The 19,351-nt window shown below is 37.9% G+C and carries 20 protein-coding genes; 5 read left to right on the top strand and 15 right to left on the bottom strand.

Annotated features, from left to right (window positions below; genetic code table 11):
- Positions 1–133: 133 nt before the first annotated feature.
- From HMPREF0874_RS05190 to HMPREF0874_RS05150, 9 genes are all read right to left on the bottom strand, one after another.
- The gene (locus HMPREF0874_RS05190) at positions 134–937 is read right to left on the bottom strand and encodes a cell envelope integrity protein TolA (RefSeq protein WP_008602148.1); all 804 of its coding nucleotides are present in this window, start codon (positions 935–937) and stop codon (positions 134–136) included.
- 8 nt (positions 938–945) lie between these two features.
- On the bottom strand, positions 946–1,350 hold the full coding sequence (locus tag HMPREF0874_RS05185; protein ID WP_008602147.1) for a biopolymer transporter ExbD: 405 nt from the start codon (positions 1,348–1,350) through the stop codon (positions 946–948).
- The gene (locus tag HMPREF0874_RS05180) at positions 1,347–1,958 is read right to left on the bottom strand and encodes a MotA/TolQ/ExbB proton channel family protein (RefSeq protein WP_008602145.1); all 612 of its coding nucleotides are present in this window, start codon (positions 1,956–1,958) and stop codon (positions 1,347–1,349) included. Before HMPREF0874_RS05180 ends, HMPREF0874_RS05185 begins: the two co-directional genes overlap by 4 nt.
- 305 nt (positions 1,959–2,263) lie before the next feature.
- A complete protein-coding gene (locus tag HMPREF0874_RS05175) occupies positions 2,264–2,485 on the bottom strand; it encodes a DUF2922 domain-containing protein (protein WP_004694662.1) in 222 nt (73 codons plus the stop codon).
- A 221-nt stretch (positions 2,486–2,706) separates the two neighbouring features.
- Entirely contained in the window at positions 2,707–2,913 is a 207-nt protein-coding gene (locus HMPREF0874_RS05170) for a DUF1659 domain-containing protein (protein WP_009352393.1), read from the bottom strand.
- A 225-nt stretch (positions 2,914–3,138) separates the two neighbouring features.
- Positions 3,139–3,885 carry a hypothetical protein gene (locus HMPREF0874_RS05165; RefSeq protein WP_008602139.1) on the bottom strand — a complete coding sequence of 249 codons (747 nt, stop codon included), beginning with the start codon at positions 3,883–3,885 and terminating at the stop codon, positions 3,139–3,141.
- A 459-nt stretch (positions 3,886–4,344) separates the two neighbouring features.
- A complete protein-coding gene (locus tag HMPREF0874_RS05160; protein ID WP_008602138.1) occupies positions 4,345–5,220 on the bottom strand; it encodes a CoB--CoM heterodisulfide reductase iron-sulfur subunit B family protein in 876 nt (291 codons plus the stop codon).
- Positions 5,220–6,182: a succinate dehydrogenase/fumarate reductase iron-sulfur subunit gene (locus tag HMPREF0874_RS05155; protein WP_004698188.1), complete on the bottom strand. Its 963-nt coding sequence runs from the start codon at positions 6,180–6,182 to the stop codon at positions 5,220–5,222. The genes HMPREF0874_RS05160 and HMPREF0874_RS05155 overlap by 1 nt, the downstream gene beginning before the upstream one ends.
- 1 nt (position 6,183) lies before the next feature.
- On the bottom strand, positions 6,184–7,902 hold the full coding sequence (locus HMPREF0874_RS05150; RefSeq protein WP_004694652.1) for an FAD-binding protein: 1,719 nt from the start codon (positions 7,900–7,902) through the stop codon (positions 6,184–6,186).
- A gap of 884 nt (positions 7,903–8,786) precedes the next feature.
- Here HMPREF0874_RS05150 and HMPREF0874_RS05145 point away from each other — a divergent pair.
- Both HMPREF0874_RS05145 and HMPREF0874_RS05140 read left to right on the top strand, forming a co-directional pair.
- A complete protein-coding gene (locus HMPREF0874_RS05145) occupies positions 8,787–9,461 on the top strand; it encodes a response regulator transcription factor (RefSeq protein ID WP_004698139.1) in 675 nt (224 codons plus the stop codon).
- Positions 9,439–10,854, top strand: coding sequence for a HAMP domain-containing sensor histidine kinase (locus HMPREF0874_RS05140; protein WP_038150483.1), 1,416 nt, complete (start codon positions 9,439–9,441; stop codon positions 10,852–10,854). Before HMPREF0874_RS05145 ends, HMPREF0874_RS05140 begins: the two co-directional genes overlap by 23 nt.
- A gap of 169 nt (positions 10,855–11,023) precedes the next feature.
- Here HMPREF0874_RS05140 and HMPREF0874_RS05135 read toward each other — a convergent pair whose 3' ends face one another.
- From HMPREF0874_RS05135 to HMPREF0874_RS05120, 4 genes are all read right to left on the bottom strand, one after another.
- Positions 11,024–12,337: a DUF445 domain-containing protein gene (locus HMPREF0874_RS05135; RefSeq protein ID WP_008602133.1), complete on the bottom strand. Its 1,314-nt coding sequence runs from the start codon at positions 12,335–12,337 to the stop codon at positions 11,024–11,026.
- Positions 12,334–13,569, bottom strand: a complete 1,236-nt coding sequence (locus HMPREF0874_RS05130) for a DUF445 family protein (protein WP_004694645.1) — start codon at positions 13,567–13,569, stop codon at positions 12,334–12,336. The genes HMPREF0874_RS05135 and HMPREF0874_RS05130 overlap by 4 nt, the downstream gene beginning before the upstream one ends.
- A gap of 96 nt (positions 13,570–13,665) precedes the next feature.
- The gene (locus HMPREF0874_RS05125) at positions 13,666–14,367 is read right to left on the bottom strand and encodes an MBL fold metallo-hydrolase (protein WP_039965200.1); all 702 of its coding nucleotides are present in this window, start codon (positions 14,365–14,367) and stop codon (positions 13,666–13,668) included.
- Positions 14,368–14,557: 190 nt separating this feature from the next.
- Complete coding sequence (locus HMPREF0874_RS05120; protein ID WP_008602127.1) at positions 14,558–14,914, bottom strand: helix-turn-helix domain-containing protein; 357 nt, start codon at positions 14,912–14,914, stop codon at positions 14,558–14,560.
- Positions 14,915–15,254: 340 nt separating this feature from the next.
- On the opposite strand from HMPREF0874_RS05120, the gene ygiD reads away from it, so the two are divergent.
- From ygiD to HMPREF0874_RS05105, 3 genes are all read left to right on the top strand, one after another.
- Positions 15,255–16,046: a 4,5-DOPA dioxygenase extradiol gene (gene ygiD / locus HMPREF0874_RS05115; RefSeq protein WP_008602125.1), complete on the top strand. Its 792-nt coding sequence runs from the start codon at positions 15,255–15,257 to the stop codon at positions 16,044–16,046.
- A 582-nt stretch (positions 16,047–16,628) separates the two neighbouring features.
- Positions 16,629–16,829 (top strand): hypothetical protein, encoded by a 201-nt coding sequence (locus HMPREF0874_RS05110; RefSeq protein ID WP_008602123.1) that lies wholly within the window; start codon positions 16,629–16,631, stop codon positions 16,827–16,829.
- Between the two features lie 40 nt (positions 16,830–16,869).
- Positions 16,870–17,136: a hypothetical protein gene (locus HMPREF0874_RS05105; RefSeq protein WP_008602121.1), complete on the top strand. Its 267-nt coding sequence runs from the start codon at positions 16,870–16,872 to the stop codon at positions 17,134–17,136.
- A 171-nt stretch (positions 17,137–17,307) separates the two neighbouring features.
- Here the strand turns inward: HMPREF0874_RS05105 and HMPREF0874_RS09985 are convergent, their stop codons facing one another.
- The gene (locus HMPREF0874_RS09985) at positions 17,308–18,684 is read right to left on the bottom strand and encodes an IS3 family transposase (protein WP_008602119.1); all 1,377 of its coding nucleotides are present in this window, start codon (positions 18,682–18,684) and stop codon (positions 17,308–17,310) included.
- Positions 18,685–18,805: 121 nt separating this feature from the next.
- On the bottom strand, positions 18,806–19,348 hold the full coding sequence (locus tag HMPREF0874_RS05095) for a glutathione peroxidase (RefSeq protein WP_008602117.1): 543 nt from the start codon (positions 19,346–19,348) through the stop codon (positions 18,806–18,808).
- Between the last annotated feature and the right edge of the window lie 3 nt (positions 19,349–19,351).

The following is a 19,351-nucleotide window of genomic DNA, read 5'->3' as shown; positions in this document are numbered from 1 at the left end:
TAGCATAAAACGATATCTAATCTCAATTATATATTCATTAAGAATAACTATCAATATTATTTTATGTTATCAAAGTAATATATATACATATAAAAAAACTAGTATCTATAAAGATACTAGTTTTTCATTATACTTATAAATTATAGTGAATTGTGATATCTGCATATTGTTGTATACCTGTAGAATTTTCAGCACCACCCACACTATAAGCATATTCTCTAGCATGTTCTGATAACATAGGGTCATCAGAGTTAAGAACTTCCACACTGGCAACACTGCCACCTGGGGCAAAATAAATTCTTAGTGTTACATCACCTTGAATTCCCATAGTGTATGCATCTGTAGGGTAATTACTATTAATTGCACTTTGTAAATTACTCCAATACCCATCATAACTGAATGTGCCGCCACCACCGACATCAACTTCAGTACCTCCGGTACCTTCACGATCGCTAAGCCCTTCTCCGCTACCTGTTGATGCATACCCGATTCCAGAACCTTCAGCTCCGACAAGTCCACTCCCCGTATTGCTACCAACAGAAGATTGTTTAACCGTTCCTATTTCACCAGCACTCGCTTGTTGACTAGACGGACTTACATCACTTTTTGTAGGAACAGCAGAGTTTCCATTTTGTCCTCCATGACCGGCTCCTCCGTTATCAAGTTGAACATTATTATTTTCCAATTCTTTTGAGTGTTGAAGCTCATGAGCTTTTTCTTCTTTAATTTGCTCTTTAATTTCCTCTACTTGTTTCTCTGCTTCCTGTTCCGTTAGAAAATTAATTTGTAACGATCCAGTCATTTGAGATTCGATATAATCAGAAAAAGAAATAAAGGCAACACCAACCGTAATAATACTTATAATGGTAGCAATAACAAAGGCTTTTTTATAGGTCATATGTGGATATTTCCACACATCTACATATTGTTTCGCCATAGCATCACCTATTTATTAACAGTGGCAATACTAATACTTGCAGCGCCGGCTAATTTCATATCATCCATTAATTCCACGACCTTGCCATAACTCAACTCCTTGTCGGCACGAATAAGGAAGTTTTGATTTTTATTCTCTCCAATTTTGGCTTTCACAGAGCTAATAAGCTGTTCTTTCGTCACATATCCATCATCAATCATCAGCTGCCCAGATTTTTCAAAATCAATTAAAACCGGGCGCAACTCTGCGGACTGTTGTGTTTTTGTTTTTGGTAGCATAATAGACAAGGATTGTTGTGGAATCGTATATATGGTGCTAATCATAAAAAATACGAGCAAGAAAAAGATGATATCAATCATAGGGATAATCATCAAAGTAGGCTTTTCTCCCTCCATACGGCTCATTCGTTTCATGCAGCATGCCCCCGATCATAAGAATCTAAGACACGAGAAAATGAATCTTCTAAACGAGATATTGTCATACGTACATGATGAGTAAATCCGGCATGAAAACACAATGCCACAATAGCCACGCAAAGACCAGAAGCAGTTGCGACAAGGGCTTCCCCCACACCACCGGTAATAGCAGTAGGTACCGCACCGTCAGCACCGAACACCTGAAAGGCACCGATCATCCCCGTTACAGTACCAAGCAATCCTAATAATGGTGCTATCGTAACAATGGTAGAGAGCCAATCAAGACCACGGGAAGCGTGCGTATAAACATGGGCCACCATATCCTCCATTTTGGATTGCAATACATTGCGATCATGACACTGTCCAAGCACGCGAGTCAGATTATACGAAATATTAGCTGTATATTTAGATTCTAAGCTAGTTAATAAGGATTGCCAATTTATTTCGCTCTCTTCTAATGCATCATTCAAAGCAAACATTTCCCGCTTCAATTGTCGATAATAAGCTATACGTTCTATCGCTATAGCTACGGTTATGATAAGTGCCACTAGTAGCGGCCACATAACAAATCCACCATGTAAGAATAATTCCCACGCCTCTTTCATCGTAAACCTCCTTTATTAACAGCTTAATTCTATAAACTTATTTTCTCCCCTACTAAACTAGTTTTAAATAAATCAAGTTACATCAAAACGATAATCAAAATCACTTAATAAGTCTACCATATCATACTATATTTTCCAACATCATATAAATACCAGTCATTATAAAGGATATTATAAATTATAAACCTGAAATAAATTTGAACTTACGTCTCAATTGCAACGCAAAAAGAGACCTTGCTTTGATCAAGGTCTCTTTTTATTAAATTATATTTCCACTAACAAAATCACATCGTACATAATCAGTACTATTGCAATTCAGTAGTTTGTGTCTTTACTTCACGAGCCGTAGTAAATGCTGCTAATTCTGCATCACCAGCACCAAGAATGACTTTGTTAGCCACTAACGCATTAGCCGCTGTTTTAGCATCTTGTAAAGTAATTCCAGCACGAGGAGCACTAATTGTGACTGATGTGCTTTTACCACCGACCGTAGAAAATGTAAGATATACAACGCGTTTTTCCGCCATGTGGGCGCCTCCTTTCACGTTTCATAAACAAGTTCATCGAATCTAGATAGGCTGTAAACATGTTAGATTACAAATATACGTATCTTCGATTCATATCAATAAGGATGGGAATGTGTGGACTTGCTATTTCTACACCTCTTTACGACTATCTGAGAATGTACGAATCTAGCAATAAAATGTGTTTGGATCACCTAAAACAAGAATGAATAGGAACTCTACCCTTAATGCCCTAAGGATACTTCATTGACGCGGACCACGTCGGACAAGCTGTGGTCATACAAGGCTGCCAGCGCATTACCAACGGTTTTCACATTATCGTCAGACGCTTCTTCTGCAACACGAGTATAAGTTACGTCTTTGTACTTCGGCGCATCTTCGGTACCGATGTTAAAACGCAACACCAATTTAGTGCGTTTAATGTTAGCCATCGTATCACCTCCTTTCACCCTCTTATATTCCTGAGGGCCTTGTTCGACAACCCCCTTGCCGTTATTTAAGGTACTTATAGTGAAAGTAGCTGAACTCTGACTGTAATACTATAAATTGAAATAGAAAAAGACCTCTACCTAATGATATCTAGAAGATTAATATTCTAGATACCACCAGTAAAGGTCTATAAAGTGCTCTTATTACGAGTACTATTCAAATACATATTATTCGGTTTTCAACGCCAATATAAAGTCATATGCTTTAACAGCCGCTTCAGTGTCCACAAAATGTAGAGGATTTAACATACGACAGAATTTAAAAAGATACTCATGTTTACGTAAAATTTCTTTTATATGTAGCACTGTCTCACGGGCTGTACAAGCTGAGCTATAGCCATTCATCATAGCATATAGATACGAAATGGATAAATTATCCTCCCGAAGGAAGCTGTGAACGAAGACGAGTAAATCCCAGCCTTGCGGTGTTAACTCAGGCCAACGACGGCTATTCTCCCAATCGAGCAATGTGATCTTATCTAGTTCAGGCTCATAGGTAATGTCGCGCATAGCAGGACGGCCATGACTCAAGCCATAATCATGCAACTGACCTAATGTCTTGCCAAACATATAAAAAATATGACTTAACATATCCTGCAAACTATCATCCTCTGGATGTTGAGCGGGCAATTGGCTATAATATGTTAACGTTTTACCACAAGCTTCTGTAACAAAATAATGTTCTCTAAAACCAGCAATAACAGGAGCTACTGGCAATTGCGTATTCACAAAAGAAATCTTGTAAAACTCATAATCAAAAGAAGCTCTAGGTGCGGGCTTAATCCAACTAGAGCGATGGTTACTTATATCCTGTTTTACAAAGTACTGTTTGTTGTTAAAATCCACAGAAAAAACACGATGTTCTGTCTCTTGATCAATCATTCGATCGATATATTCTAATAGCATATCATTCATTATTTCCCCCGTATATACACTCTATAATGCTAATCGCCCTCTCAAAGCATAATAACTAGCATTTCCAATATAATATCTCCCAAATTTATATTGTATAATCTAGTATATATAACATTATAATAATTTATGAATTACAACATATTAGCTATTATTCATATAAGTGTATACAATTTGTGTATTTATTATACTACAATTATCAATCGATATCAAAATCAAATTTATTTATAAAGTTAGTATTTTACTGTATTTATTTTACATTTATCGATTTATATATATTTCACGATTTATAATTCAGTACAATTAAATCCAAACATATTACTATTAACATTACTGAAATTCCATTTTTAGAAAAGAAAAACCCCCTAGCCTAAGCTAGGGGGATCTTCTGGTAATTATGATAATAGGTTTAGATTCAGACTACTATATAGACCAACTCTGATCATGTCTAAATCAAACGAATTAACCTACAAATTTTGTCACTGCTGCAGTATCAGTTAAGTGACGTTTAGGCATACCCATTTCAGCAGGGGAAATGCCAAGAGCAAGACCTACTAATTGGGACATGTGCAAGATTGGCATATCTTTGCCGCCGCCTACAACTTCTTTAGCTTCTTTTTGGAACATATCAAGTTGCATTTGGCAAAGTGGGCAAGGAGTAACTACGCAATCTGCGCCTTCTGTAGCTGCATCTTTATTGATGGAGCCAGTCATTTGCATTACGGAATCATGTGCAGGGTATACTGCATGGAAACCGCAGCAATCAAGTTTACGGGAGAAGTCGATTGGTGTAGCACCGATAGCGGAGATTAAATCTGCTAAGGATGTAGGCATTTGATAATCTTCGAAGCCCAATTCAGTTTGAGGACGAAGAATATGGCAACCATAGTATTCAGCTACACGTAAACCAGTTAAAGGTTTAACAACTTTAGCTTTCAATTTATCCAAACCGTAATCGCGGATCAATACCCATAAGAAATGAGTAATATCAGTTGTACCGCGGTATTGTTTACCGATTTGAGCTAATTTTTTGTTAACTTCGTTCTTTTCTTTTTCGTTATTGTCTAATTCATTTTTAGCTTCACGAAGCATCAAAGTACAAGTGTTACATACAGTTAAAAGGTTCAAACCTTTTTCTTCTGCCAATGCAATATTACGAGCATTTGTAGCAAGTGTAATTTCTGGAGCGATGTCTTGAACGTGGGACGCGCCGCAGCAAGTCCAACCGTCAAGTTCTTCCAACTCGATGCCTAATTTTTTAGCTACAGCAACTGTTGCTAAGTAGTCTTCTTTGGCAGCGCTTTCAAGAACGCAACCTGGGAAAAATGCGTATTTCATTATTTGCTTACCTCCTCAGCTGCTTTCATAAGTCTGCGAACACCATCAATACCGTTTACAGGTTTTTGAGGTACTACAAGTTCGAATGGATTGATTTTGCTGTGTTTCCACAAACGCAATGCATAGAATGCTTGTTTAGCGGAATCTACAACACCATCAGATTTCAAGCTCATAGAAACTTCTTTCAAGCGACCAGTTTTGTAAAGGTCCTCTTTGAAAGCAACTGCATGGCGAACGCCTTTGCTGTTAGTAAGACCAGCTTTTGTAGCTTCTTTACGCAAGTTGGAAATATCTTGAGCAGGTTTTAAGTGTTTAGGGCAACGGGAGATACAGTTCATGCAGTGAACGCATTTCCAAAGGCCATTGTCGAATGCAGGTTGAATGTGAGCCATAGGTGCATCATCACGGCTATCCAATACGAAACGGTTAGCTTTTGTGAATACATATGGTTCTAAGAAGTCATCTTGACGTGCAGTCAATTTGTTACATTCAGATGCGCAGCAACCGCAAAGAATACATTCTGTACCAGCAACGAATTTTTTGAAGTCAGCTGGAGTTTGGCGAACGATTTTGTCCCCTTCGTTGAATTCAGCTTTAAGGAAAATCCAAGGAGCAACTGTTTTCAAGCGATCAACTTTGGATTCCCAGTCAACAACTAAGTCACGGATAACACGGAAGTTACCAATTGGAGCGATTGTCAATTCGTCTGTGCCATAACGTTCTGTTAATTCATCGATTTTAGATTCACAGCCGAGCATCGCTTCGCCGTTTACACGAATGGAGCAAGCGCCGCAAACTGCGGAACGGCAAGCTGCCAAGAATGTCAATGTTGGATCTTGAGTATCTTTAATTTTTTGAAGGCCCCAGAGGATTGTACGGTCAGGTTCGTAATCGAATTTGAAAGTCTGTACAAACGCGCGACCTTGTTGGTAACGGTGAATATGGTAGGTGATTTGTCTCATCTTAGTACTTCCTTTCTTGTGGTTCGTATTTAGTGAACACTACGTCGCGTTCTGTTAATTCGTATTGACCGTCAGCACCTAATTTGATCAAAGAATGTTTTAAGTATTTTTCATCATTACGTTTAGGATGGTCTTCACGAATATGAGCACCACGAGATTCACGGCGGTGTAAAGCGCCCATAGCAATAGCTTTTGCTACTGTTAACATGGAGCCGATTTCACAATAGTTTACGAATGCCATGTTGTAAGTACGTTCAGGGTCACCTACATAGCAAGTTTTATAATCTTCAATCAATTGTTCGATTTCTTTTAAGGCTTCAGTAATACCTTCTTCATTACGGAAGATACCTACTTTATTCCACATTGCATCAGCCAATGCATCGCGGATTTCTACAACCGGACGACCGCCTTCACGGGATGTTACTTCTGTGAAACGAGCTTCCCAAGCTTTTGCAGCTGCAGCAAGTTCCGCATCTACGTTAGGTTGTTCATGTGTTTCAGCATAATCAGCTGCGCCAGCACCGGATACTTTACCGAATACTACGCCGTCTGCCAAGGAGTTACCACCCAAGCGGTTCGCACCGTGGATGGAGATACAAGATGCTTCGCCAGAAGCGAACAAACCAGGCAATTCACATGCACAAGTTTTGTAATCCACTACGTCGATACCGCCCATTGTATAGTGACATGTAGGACGAATAGGTACCGGTTGAGTCAATGGATCGCAATGTTCGAAGCACATAGCTAAGTCGCGGATACCATGAAGTTTTTCGATAATAACTTCAGGGCCCAAGTGACGAAGGTCAGCTACTACATATGCGTTAAGGCCAGAACCGAAACCACGACCTGCAGCGATTTCATCTTCGATGGCTTTCGCTACAACGTCACGAGATGCCAATTCCATTTTGTTAGGCGCATATTTTTTCATGAAACGTTCGCCTTCAGCGTTAAGAAGGTAACCACCTTCACCACGAACCGCTTCGGACATCAAGATACCAGTACGACCAAGACCAGTTGGATGGAATTGGATCATTTCCATATCTTTCAAGCCGTTACCAGCGCGGAATGCTGCTGCCATACCATCGCCTGTGGAAAGGAATGGGTTTGTAGTACGAGTCCAGAAAATACGGCCTGCACCACCAGTAGACAAGATAATAGCTTTCGCTTTAATTTGTTCTACGCGACCTTCTTTCATGTTCCAAACTACAGCGCCACCAACGTGTCCTTCTGCAGATTTAACAAGATCTAAAAGATACCATTCTTGTAAGAAGTGTACGCCTTCTTTCAAGCATTGTTCGTAAGTTGTGTGCAAAATAACGTGACCAGTTTTATCCGCAGAGTAGCAAGTACGTGGATAGGATTGACCACCGAAGTTACGTTGCGCAATTTTATTCTCTTCAGTACGGGAGAATGGAGCACCCATGTGGTCCATTTCAAGTACGCCTTCTGGACAACGAGAGCAGAAGAATTCGATTGCATCTTGGTCGCCAAGATAGTCAGAACCTTTTACAGTATCGAAAGTATGAGTTTCAACTGTATCTTCAGCTGCAACGTTGTTCAAACATGCATTTACACCGCCTTGCGCCATTGCTGTTGCAGAGCGAGTTGGGAAAATTTTAGTAATAAGAGCTACTTTTAAGCCTTTGCGACGACCTACTTCAAGAGCCGCACGCATGCCGGCGCCACCGCTACCTACTACTAGAACATCAAACTGTTCCATAATGACCTCCTCATAACTACCTATTAATAAGAAACCTGTTAGACTATCTCATTTCAAAAACTTATAAAAATTTTTGATAACCTAATCATTTTTCTTTCAAGAAAAACCCCATACTTATGCGATTTTTCTTATTTCTTTACCTATAATTATAGAGAGCATTTCAGGTCATGTCTAAACCCTATTATGCATAATTAATTTTGATTAATCTAATTGATAATTTATTTCACTTAGCATTTTTAAGGTAAAAAGAGGAGTCAAAAAATTACCTATATGAATAATTTTTACAAGAAGTTAAGGATTTTACGAAAGTAGTTCGGTTCCGAAATTTTTCTATGTTTTTATTTCCTTTGGTATCTATAGAATTCGCATAAACACTAGCTTTTTAATTATTGCTAACCATTCCTAATAATTAATATCCATTAAATTCCTACTAAATTTACCTCGAATTTAATCATCGAAAATTATCGTATTTCTCCGTTCATAACAAGCATTTATTTCTGTGATAATAATTATCATAAGTTTTTTTAGTGATTTATCGCACATCATCTAAAATCGATAAAATCACCCTCATCTATGCGCATACGGCAATCTTCGATATAGTTAGATTTTATTCATTAGCAGAATTCATTAAGTTTCAGTCTTTCACCATTTTTAAGGCTTTCAAAAATGAAGAAACGTCTTGTAAACTCGCATGTACATTCATCTTTTGCTCATTACTATTGTATAAGGTATGATAATAGATAAATAAGTTATATAATATTATATATATAGTCACCTTATATGGTGTTGTGGCTTTCAAAAAAAAGAAAGTTTATATATATAATGACTATAATTAATGTAGTTGGAGAGCTATATTTTTAAATCATACATAAGGAGAACAGAGAATGAAAATTTTACTTGTAGAAGACGAAGAAATGCTGAATGGTATCACGGCTAAATATTTACGCGCAGAAAATATGACAGTTGATACATGCTTTAACGGGCAACAAGCGATCGATTACGTTAACACATCTAGCTATGACGTTATCGTAATGGATATTATGATGCCAATCCTCGATGGTATCAGTGCTCTTGCACAAATGCGTAACGACGGTAATACAACACCTGTATTGCTTTTAACAGCAAAGGATTCCTTACAAGATAAAGTTACAGGCCTTAACACTGGTGCAGATGATTATCTTGTAAAGCCTTTCGATCTTGAAGAGTTAACCGCTCGTATTTATGCATTGGCTCGTCGTAATGCGCGTCATGCACAAAACGATATCCATGTAGGTCCACTTACCATCAATGTTCCTCAACGTACAGTTAAACGCGACGGCGAAACAATTACATTGACTGCAAAAGAATTCGACCTATTATTCTATTTAGCAAGTAACGAAAATATCGTATTATCTCGTCAACAAATCCTTGACCATGTTTGGGAATACGATTATGAAAGCTACTCTAACCTTATCGACGTATACATTAAAGATTTGCGCAAGAAAATTGATACTGATGAGAATGTAAAACTCATTCAAACGGTTCGTGGAGTAGGGTATGTCCTCAAAACAGAAAACTAATGATCCTCACCGAGATCTAGATACCATGTCTGGGGCAGCCACCGATTTATTTAATCGGCTGCCCCTAACCTTTAAAATTATGTCTTGGTATACCATCTTTTTGCTTATCATTTTGATGGTTGCATCCGCATGGATTTACGCATATACACATGAATCCGACAACAAAGAAGTGCGCGAACGCTTACAACAACAAGCGATGATTATGGCTACGGATATCCGCAAGTTTAAACCGTACCAAGATAATACATTCTTCTTTGTATCAACTCAAGACGGCTATATTATTAAAGGCGCCTTGCCAGATGGGTTTCCAAACCAAACAATCCTTTCCTTAGGGCAAGTTGGTGAAATTGCTGCTGGTGATGATACCTTCTACTACTACGATACACCGGTTAACGAACCAAACTATCGTGGTATTTTGCGTGCTGTTACAAAAGTAAAAACAGCCTCTAAAAAGACGGAAAACCTTTTATACAGTTTACTGTTAGGGAATATCATATTCTTACTAATTTCCTCCCTAGGCGGTTATCTTTTCATCAAAAAAGGACTTAAACCGGTCCGAACCTTGACGAAAACAGCTAAAGTCATCGGTAAGAACAACGACTTGAGCCGTCGTATCGACATTCCTGCTCGCACAGCGAGAGATGAAATCTACGAACTAACTACAACATTTAACCGTATGATTTCAGGTCTTGAGGATTCTTCCAATCGTGAAAGACAATTTAGTTCTGACGTATCTCACGAGCTACGTACACCAATTGCCGTTATTAAAGCAGAAAGTGAATTTGCTTTAAAATACGGTCGTACGGAAGCAGATCTACGGGAAGGTTTAACACATATCTTAGAGCAAGCTAAGTTCATGACTAACCTCGTAAGTCAACTGCTTGATGTAGCCCGCCTTGAAAATGCACAAGGTCTAAGCTTTGCACCTGTCAATGTATCATTGATGTTATCCAATATGGTCCACGACTATACAAGACTCTGTACAGAAAATACAGATAAACAGATTACGATTACATCTCACATTGAGCCTAATTTACATATGAATGCTCACGAAGTATCATTACGTCGAGCTATCACAAACCTAGTGGACAATGCCATTAAGTTTACAAACTCTACTATTGATATTTCGGCTAAACTCGTAGGCAGAGACTTAGTCATTACCGTAACAGATAATGGTATTGGCATCGAACCTGAAGCCCTGGATCATATTTGGGATCGTATGTATCAGACGGAACAATCGCGAAACAAAAAATCTAATCACGGTATAGGTCTAGGTCTATACTTTGTAAATAAAGTTATTAACTTACACCATGGCACAGTAACGGCCACGAGTGAACCACAAGTAAAGACTACATTTACAGTGCGATTGCCGTACAACACAACGGAAGAATAACATAAAAGGGACTGACCATTGGTCAGTCCCTTTTCTATATCAATTTTAATCCCAAAAGTCCATAATGTAGAAATTAATTAAACCATAAAAAACTAGCATATAGAAGCTCCTTCTATATGCTAGTTTTTGTGTATTTAGTTTTAAAGCAACTTATTATAGATAATTAACTTTAGCCTACAAATTGTTGCCAAAACGGCATATATACATATTCTAAGAAGGTCCATACAAGTAGACCCGCTACAGCACCAACGATAGCGCCATTAATACGAATCCAGCTGAGATCATCCTCCACCTTAGATTCAATAAAGTAAATAAATTTATCTGTACTGAGGCCACCTAATACCTGACGTATGATAGTTTCAATGAGGTCATACCCTTGTTCAAGTACGTAGTCGCCAATATCGTGTAAGGTTTTTTCAATACGATTTCTAAGATCTTCTGATTGACCGTATACATTCCATAATTCAAGAGCAATATTAACTAAAACCTGAGCCGGCGTCTCTCCATTTTCATCCCCTACGAGCAATAGTTCTTCTATATAAGGGCATAAATGGTTTTCGATAACAGATTCCCAATCTTGTTCGCGAATCCAACGTTCCCACGCTTCATCAAGAGCATCGCAGACTTCATGGTTCTCTTCAATATTACGAATTGGTTCTACCCATTGTCGCAACCAAGCTATTCGTTCAGGGCTATTGGGTCGTTTCCAACTTTCCAACATAGCATAGGCCTCTTGGACAATAGCCTCTGCCATTTCTTGATAGTTTACTACATCGGTAGCTTCGGACATAGAAATAAGGAAATCAGACCAAAAGCCTTTTCGCTTTTTCTTATGTGCCTCTTCTGCTACGACAGCGGTAAGCCAGGTAACCATAGCTGGATGATTAATCCGTTCTTGAATCACGTTTAAAACTTGCACAACCATACTTTCATAGCGATTATGCTCACATAAATCGAGTAATACATGTTTCAAAACGGGTACGAGAGAATGTTGTTGAAGCAATCCACGAATGCGTTTTGCCCCCCATTGTGCCCATTCTTCATTAGTTTGAGATTTCCATAAAAGGTGTAGTCCTTGATGAATCACAAGGCGTGCTGCTCGCTGTCCCTCAGGAGACAACAAGAACTTTTCAAACAATGGCACAAATTGCACATTTTTCAATAATACTTTACAACGCTCCTTGGTAAGCATCTTCGTCTCTACAAGTTTAATAACGCCATTAATGAGACGATCTTTATTGCGAGGAATTAGCGCTGTATGATATGGGAAACCTAGTGGCTTACGGAATAATGCTGTTACAGCAAACCAGTCAGCCACACTACCGATGAGGGCAGATTGGACAGCCCAGTACAACGGTTGATACCAACTTTCATAGCCAAAGAAAAATTGTCCTACAAAAGCAAAACAATACAATACGGCAGTCAAGCCTAAAATGCGATTAGCACACTGTTTCAAGGTAAGGGATTTCAAATAACTAATCATTTGAGCACCCCCTCTACAATGATGGTCAAACCGTATAAGATGCCCCCAAGGACAGCCCCTATGAGGGAACCATTAATACGCACCATTTGAAGGTCATAGTACATTTTGCCACGAACAATTTGAGTGATTTCATCAGGCGAGTAACGAGATAACTCCTGACCTACCACACTGTCGATGAGGGGGTTCAATTTCTGCAACCACGGAATACTACGCAACAAGAAGAACCGCTCAAACGGCGCCTGCTTATCTGGATTCAACAAAATTTCGGTGCCGAGAACATTAAAGCGCTCCATAACGATGTCCATGAGGCGTTTCCAATCCAATGTATCCCCATCGATAAGTTTGCCTTCCCATTCTTCAAGAACCATTCTAATCCACTGATTTTTATGTTCTTCGATGAAAGCTTGCCACTCCGTATTAGTTTCCAAATTATTAAAAAAGCGAATTGCTTGGCCCCATACATAGCGTCCCAATGCAGAGTCAATAGATTCATTTTCCTTCAAGAATTGAACGGCCTTTTTCTGTACCGTTTCTACCAATCGTTCTGGTGAAAGTCCATCTCCGCCAAAGGCGATGGCCAATTCACGAAAGAAAGAATCCTTTGTATAAGTTTTCATAATGTCTAGCATGACGCGATACAAATAGGGATATACCTGATTTGATGCGATAACACGCTGACATGTGCGGTTAAAATAAAGCCAAAACACGCTTGCTGTGTGACGTTCTAGCATACAACGACCAAAGAGAATAACAAGGGGTGTTGCTTTCCAGTTTGTAACCCCCTTATAAATGGCCTTATTAATCTCTTGGCGCATCGGTTCAATATCCATATGAGATAAAACTTGATTGCCCACACCGTACAAGAGATTTCTAATTTGAACTTGTCCCACATCGCTCATGCCGTATTCAACGATACGGACCATAACGCGTTCTTTTTTGATAGCATAATACATCTGTGGCACGCGCAATAGCTCTTCGCTGAGCATAGTGCGGCCTATCTGAATTAATCGTTCCTTACTGCGCGGCAAGATTGCCGTTTTGAAAGGAATGCCTAAAGGCTTCGTAAAGAGAGCCGTTACTGCATACCAGTCCGCGAGGCCACCTATCATAGCTGCCCCAGAGATATGCATGATAAAGGCCCAAAATGTATCATGTCGCTGCGGATATGAAATTAAAAATATAATAGCCATGACAACCAACAGGGTGGTTGCCACTGGTTTAGTTTTCATCATCACTTGATCCTAACTTACTCAATTACGCATATAGACTATCCCTATATAACGTAGTGACCTCGAGGTCTACGGACTTTCACAAATTATATCTATAATCTAAAAAGTAGCCTCATCGCCGTCTTTTTGAGGTTCCCAAATCGGCACCTCCCCAAAGAGAGCTTTAAAGTATACAGACGGTGTCCATAATGGACCATTCAAATGCATTGGAATAAAGGCTTTATTCACCTGTACACGGCGCAAAAATTCAATACTGCCCCATTCCATAGCGTCTTCCAAACGATTGTCTACAGGGAACATCGCTACATCTACGGACAAACCGTCTAATTCCTTGAACTCACGCCAAGCCATGCGCTTTGCATCCGCATTATTTTCCGGCGTATCACCAAGCCAATGCCACCAGTTAAGATCGCCTGCATGGAAGATAGAGTCAGAGTCGATATTCGCCGTATTTGTCTTTACGTAAAAAGAACCACCTTCATCGGTGCTGCCATACATATGGATGCCTACATCATCTAACGACGCATCTTGGCCAGGGCGCATGGTAATACATTTTTTCACCTTGCCCTCTAACGGCACATCTTGATGGCAAATATAGCGCGTTTGAGGACCATCAAATTCCGTAATGGACGGATTAAAGTGGTCGCCATGAGTATGTGTGACAAAGAACCAAAGCTCACGGCCTCGTTTAGCCAACTGCCAAACAATATTATTAGGATCCTTATAATAATCAAACACATAGCAACGCTTACCATCCTCTACGAGGAATCCGCTATGCGCTAAGAAAGTAACATGTAACATTATTATCAATACCTCTAAATTATTGAGAATTTATATCATTCGTATTTTTTATTATATCATATTTTTCTAAATACATGGCATAAACAAATAGCTATTCATAACACATAGAAAGGCCTTTTTTAAGTCTTATCAAATATATAGGGCCCCATATGTATAATCATAATAAGGGCAGAAATGCCGCTGGCATTTCTTAGATGCGACCAGCGGCTTTCATATAGTCAATATATTGGTTACCCCAGTTTTCGAGGGAAGCTAACACAGTTTTAAAACCAGCTCCCACTTCGGTAAGGCTATATTCAACCTTTGGTGGAATGGTACCATATACTTCACGATGTACAAGACCATCATCCTCTAATTGGCGTAAAGCTCTAGTTAGAGTGGCTTGTGTGATTGGATATAATCTCCGTTCTAATTCACGAAAGCGCACGGGACCTTCAGATAGTTCATGCATAATCAACAAAGACCATTTGCCAGCCAATAACTTTTGGCTTGTCGCAAAAGGACAGCGGCCTACTAAATCATGAACATTTACGAGTTGCTCTGCCATTGTCATTCTCCTTTTCTTTCTAATTTAGTTCAAATCATATCACAAATTTATCATATTGCAAGCATTTTACAGTATCTTTTTTTAGGGTACAAATTATTTTGAAAAAATTTTAATCAGTATTTATCATAATTCTATCACTTTTGATAGTACCTATCTAAAATAATTCTACTATTCAAAATATTTGCACCAATATATAATAAACTCACTAACTAAATACAATTATCGGTTGGTAAATCAATAACTATTAGATTTAGTCATCAACATTTATAGCTAAACAATTGTATCAATTTTACAGCATTAAACAGATTACACATTATCAATTGAAGGATTAGGTGGTATTATGAAACGCATGCCAACATTATTCGTAGGCCATGGCAGTCCCATGATGGCCTTAGAACATACAGAAACAACAACTACTTTCAAAAGTGTGGGACAAAATATAATCAACAACTATGGCAAACCAAAAGCCATACTTGCCATCTCTGCCCATTGGTATGCAGATGGTACCTATGTTCAAAGTGCAGAGAATCCAAAACAAATTTACGATATGTATGGATTCCCTCAAGATCTCTACGAGGTTGTCTATCCTGCCAAAGGAGACAGCAATTTAACGAAAGAAGTACAAAAATTACTGGGTAACTCCGTTTCTATAAATGACACTTGGGGCGTTGATCACGGCATGTGGACCGTGTTAGTTCACATGTTCCCTGATGCATCAATTCCCGTTGTCCAACTATCTATCAACAAATACCTGAGCCCAAAAGAAGCCTATCAACTAGGAACAAAGCTTCAGTCATTACGCGATGAAGGCTATCTTATCATGGGCAGCGGTAATATCGTTCATAATCTAAGGCGCATAGAATGGGACAGTCCATCCGGCACCTCCGCCACAATTGAGTTTGATCAATACATTTCTAAGGCAGTCTTAGAAAACGATATAAATGCTATTGTTAATTACACTCGACATACTCAGGCTAGCTATGCAGCACCTACACCAGATCACTATCTGCCATTAATTTATATTATGGGTGCGAGTGAAAGTGCAAAACCGACTGTATTTAATCAAACTTATAATTTAGGCTCCCTATCCATGACGGGCTTTATTTTTGAGGATGAGAATAGAGAAAAATAAAAGTCAGTGTAACGTATGCAAGCATTCTTTATAATCGTGCTTTGACATTTTGTTTTTAGGACTAACGAATATTATCAAATGTATATCTAGTTGTTGTATATCAAAATATAAAATCATCATAGTCGTATTGCTGGAATATATCGTATAGCGTTTGCGAAAATAAACTTGTAAATGGTAAATACGAATACCAATGTGGATTACTAGACCATACATAGTTCCTGTCACTATAACTAAGCAAGCATTAGACTCTATCACAAAACTAGATTAGCGTCTAGATGGATTACGAATAACGTATCTAGACAAGAAACAGTTTGGAAAACTATAGCTATTTTGGAAATACATAGCGTGACTAAAATCGACAAAAAATTTCCATATTTAATAAATGGCGATATAAAAATAAAATCTATATATACTAATACATGACAAACATTCTCTTAGGCAGACGACAATGAGATTAATGATCCATCCTCAAGTTGCTTATCATTACCAATAGATGGTACAGAAGGACAAGATAAAAAGCTCTGGCAATATTAATACCTATAGTCATGTTATTTTAGATGTTAGTGGTTTATAGATGATTCTATGGAACTTAGAGGTAAAGTTGTTAGTATAGTTACATATGATGTAGATAATGTACAAAATATTTATACTATTAAGTTAAATACTACAGAATATATTGCCCTAACTCATACATCTGAACCTGATTCTGATAAAATTTTTAAAATCGGTAAAAAAGGCAATATTAATATCATCCTAGCACAAGCAATATATTGCACTAAATAATAATACGTATTATACTGGCCTTAAAAGGAGGTATTGTATTATGAAATTTTTAGTTGCTTTAATTGTGTTATTATCTTGTGCTTTTTCATCCAATGCGTTCTACAATAATCCAAATGGTAGTTATGCCTATGACATAGGGTATAACTCTGGATATATACATGGTTCGTCTGGACGTTGGGCAGAATCTAATTATGGTCGTAACTACGATTATATCGAAGGGTACAATGACGGATATTATGATGGACAGTCTGAATACTACAACAGACAAAACACAATAGACGAATATAACCAAAGTCTGTATTATTAATTTGCCAATAAGAGATTTATGTCAAAACGAAAATTATCCTCGCCAACGCACGAATTGGTTATTAATCAAGGTGACGATTTTCTTTCCAACCTGTAATCAAAGATGCACAAAAAGAGAGCTGTAACAGAATGCGGTTTTATGATCTGCACCCATTTTCTTGGACAGATATAATTAAGCTACTTTTTGGGAATGAGTTCGGTATTCTACCGGACTCATTCCTTTTAATTTGAGCTTAATACGTTTTGTATTGTAATAATCAATATAATCTCTTAATTTGTTGATAAAATCTTCATAGGAAGTAAATTCCTCTAAATATAACAACTCTGATTTTAGTAAGCCAAAGAAGTTTTCCATCACGCTATTATCCAAACAGTTTCCTTTTCGAGACATACTTTGGATGATAGCGTGATTTTTTAATGTTTCTTGATACGTACTATGCTGATACTGCCAGCCTTGATCTGAATGCAAGATGCCGCCTTTGCTATCTGGCCTATTCTTAAAGGCTTTATCCAGCATAGATAACACCTGTGTTAATACAGGTCGTTCTGATATTTCATAGGATACAATTTCTACATTATACAGATCTAAGATTGGTGATAAATAAACCTTACGCCCAAACAAGTGGAATTCGGTAATATCTGTGGTCCATTTTTGATCTGGCTTTGTTGCAGTAAAGTTTCGCTTAATAATATTAGGAGCAATTTTTCCTTCGGTACCCCTATATGAACGGTACTTCTTCAGACGAACTTTGCATGTTAAGTTTTCTTCCTTCATAATACGCATCACAACTTTGTGATTCACATTGAAGCCTAATTTATGTAATGCTATTCTGATTCTGCGATATCCGTAACGACCTTTATTCATCGATACAAGTGTATGAATAGCCTCTCGTTCTTCAACATATTTGTCTCTCTTCTTTATGCTAGCTAGGCGTGCATAATACGTACTTCGACTAATACCAAAGTATTTGAGCATAAACTGAAAAGGATATATGTTTCTTAATCTTTCGATGGCAATTGTTTGTGCTTTTTTTACAGCTCTATTGGGTTTAGCTATTTCACGCATTTCTTTCATAAAGTCGTCATAAAAAGATATTTCATACTTTAATCGAGCATTTTCAGCTTCCAGTTCTTTAATACGTTCCTTATCTGATTTTTGGCTTGAATCTACTTGTATTTTAATTTCTTTCTTAGTCTTCATAGGTGGTCTACCTTTTGGCTTGGGTTGCAACCCCAAAATCCCTTCCTCTAAATACCGCTTTTGCCATGCTGCAATTAGGCTAGGATTATCTAAACTAAATAATGCTGCTGTTTCTTTAAAGGATAACTTATCTTTCCACCTAGTTTCAAGAACTTTACATTTAAAATCTGCTGAAAATACTTGTTTACCAATTTTATGGGTCAAATTATGACTAAGGTTAAACTTGTGTAGCCAATTTTTTACAGTACTTTCAGGAATTGCAAGCTCCTTAGCAATTCTAAAGGGACTTAATTCTTTTTCAAAAAGGCTAATGACTTTTTCTTTAACTTCTTTTGAGTATTTTGACATAAAAAACTGCACCTCCAAAAATTGTGTCCAATTTTTGGGGTGCAGTTCAATCAGGTTTATTTTCTATAACAAGAATTATAGGAGCTAATAATTATAAGAATTGCAAATCATGCCTATTAAATTATAGCAGTTCTTTGATGAAAGCTTCCATTTCCATCGGTTTTACAACAGGCTCGAAGCGCCCTACCACATTACCTTTACGATCTATAACAAACTTAGTGAAGTTCCACTTTACCTCATCATCTCTTAGATAATTAGGATCGATGCCATTGAGATAATTTGTAAGCATTTCAGTTTTATCACTAGGTGGGAAGCCTTGGAACGGTTGTTCTCGTATCATGTATTTAAAAAGGTCTAATGCACTTTCATCGCGTACATCTGCTTTCCCCATAACTGTAAAAGTGACACCGTAATTCAATTTGCAGAAAGATTGGATTTCGTTATTAGAACCAGGTTCTTCCTCTCCAAATTGATTGGAAGGAACAGCAATAATTTCTAATCCTTGCTCTTTATATTGCTTATAAAGAGCCTCTAGACCCTCATATTGGTGAGTAAATCCACATTTGCTTGCCGTGTTAACAATGATAAGAACCTTACCTTCATAAGTTTGTAAGGATTGTAATTCACCAGACTTAGTAGGCAGGAAAAAATGATATACAGACATGGA

The organism is Veillonella sp. 6_1_27, assembly GCF_000163735.1.
Lineage (GTDB): Bacteria > Bacillota > Negativicutes > Veillonellales > Veillonellaceae > Veillonella > Veillonella parvula_A.
Note: the sequence above shows the minus strand (reverse complement) of the source record. Positions and strands in the feature narration are given on the sequence as shown.

What these genes read in the sequence shown, in the direction of transcription:
- HMPREF0874_RS05190 (WP_008602148.1), bottom strand. Translation starts at nt 937, where the DNA reads ATGGCGAAACAATATGTAGATGTGTGGAAATATCCACATATGACCTAT.
- HMPREF0874_RS05185 (WP_008602147.1), bottom strand. Translation starts at nt 1,350, where the DNA reads ATGAAACGAATGAGCCGTATGGAGGGAGAAAAGCCTACTTTGATGATT.
- HMPREF0874_RS05180 (WP_008602145.1), bottom strand. Translation starts at nt 1,958, where the DNA reads ATGAAAGAGGCGTGGGAATTATTCTTACATGGTGGATTTGTTATGTGG.
- HMPREF0874_RS05175 (WP_004694662.1), bottom strand. Translation starts at nt 2,485, where the DNA reads ATGGCGGAAAAACGCGTTGTATATCTTACATTTTCTACGGTCGGTGGT.
- HMPREF0874_RS05170 (WP_009352393.1), bottom strand. Translation starts at nt 2,913, where the DNA reads ATGGCTAACATTAAACGCACTAAATTGGTGTTGCGTTTTAACATCGGT.
- HMPREF0874_RS05165 (WP_008602139.1), bottom strand. Translation starts at nt 3,885, where the DNA reads ATGAATGATATGCTATTAGAATATATCGATCGAATGATTGATCAAGAG.
- HMPREF0874_RS05160 (WP_008602138.1), bottom strand. Translation starts at nt 5,220, where the DNA reads ATGAAATACGCATTTTTCCCAGGTTGCGTTCTTGAAAGCGCTGCCAAA.
- HMPREF0874_RS05155 (WP_004698188.1), bottom strand. Translation starts at nt 6,182, where the DNA reads ATGAGACAAATCACCTACCATATTCACCGTTACCAACAAGGTCGCGCG.
- HMPREF0874_RS05150 (WP_004694652.1), bottom strand. Translation starts at nt 7,902, where the DNA reads ATGGAACAGTTTGATGTTCTAGTAGTAGGTAGCGGTGGCGCCGGCATG.
- HMPREF0874_RS05145 (WP_004698139.1), top strand. Translation starts at nt 8,787, where the DNA reads ATGAAAATTTTACTTGTAGAAGACGAAGAAATGCTGAATGGTATCACG.
- HMPREF0874_RS05140 (WP_038150483.1), top strand. Translation starts at nt 9,439, where the DNA reads ATGTCCTCAAAACAGAAAACTAATGATCCTCACCGAGATCTAGATACC.
- HMPREF0874_RS05135 (WP_008602133.1), bottom strand. Translation starts at nt 12,337, where the DNA reads ATGATTAGTTATTTGAAATCCCTTACCTTGAAACAGTGTGCTAATCGC.
- HMPREF0874_RS05130 (WP_004694645.1), bottom strand. Translation starts at nt 13,569, where the DNA reads ATGATGAAAACTAAACCAGTGGCAACCACCCTGTTGGTTGTCATGGCT.
- HMPREF0874_RS05125 (WP_039965200.1), bottom strand. Translation starts at nt 14,367, where the DNA reads ATGTTACATGTTACTTTCTTAGCGCATAGCGGATTCCTCGTAGAGGAT.
- HMPREF0874_RS05120 (WP_008602127.1), bottom strand. Translation starts at nt 14,914, where the DNA reads ATGGCAGAGCAACTCGTAAATGTTCATGATTTAGTAGGCCGCTGTCCT.
- ygiD (WP_008602125.1), top strand. Translation starts at nt 15,255, where the DNA reads ATGAAACGCATGCCAACATTATTCGTAGGCCATGGCAGTCCCATGATG.
- HMPREF0874_RS05110 (WP_008602123.1), top strand. Translation starts at nt 16,629, where the DNA reads ATGGAACTTAGAGGTAAAGTTGTTAGTATAGTTACATATGATGTAGAT.
- HMPREF0874_RS05105 (WP_008602121.1), top strand. Translation starts at nt 16,870, where the DNA reads ATGAAATTTTTAGTTGCTTTAATTGTGTTATTATCTTGTGCTTTTTCA.
- HMPREF0874_RS09985 (WP_008602119.1), bottom strand. Translation starts at nt 18,684, where the DNA reads ATGTCAAAATACTCAAAAGAAGTTAAAGAAAAAGTCATTAGCCTTTTT.
- HMPREF0874_RS05095 (WP_008602117.1), bottom strand. Translation starts at nt 19,348, where the DNA reads ATGTCTGTATATCATTTTTTCCTGCCTACTAAGTCTGGTGAATTACAA.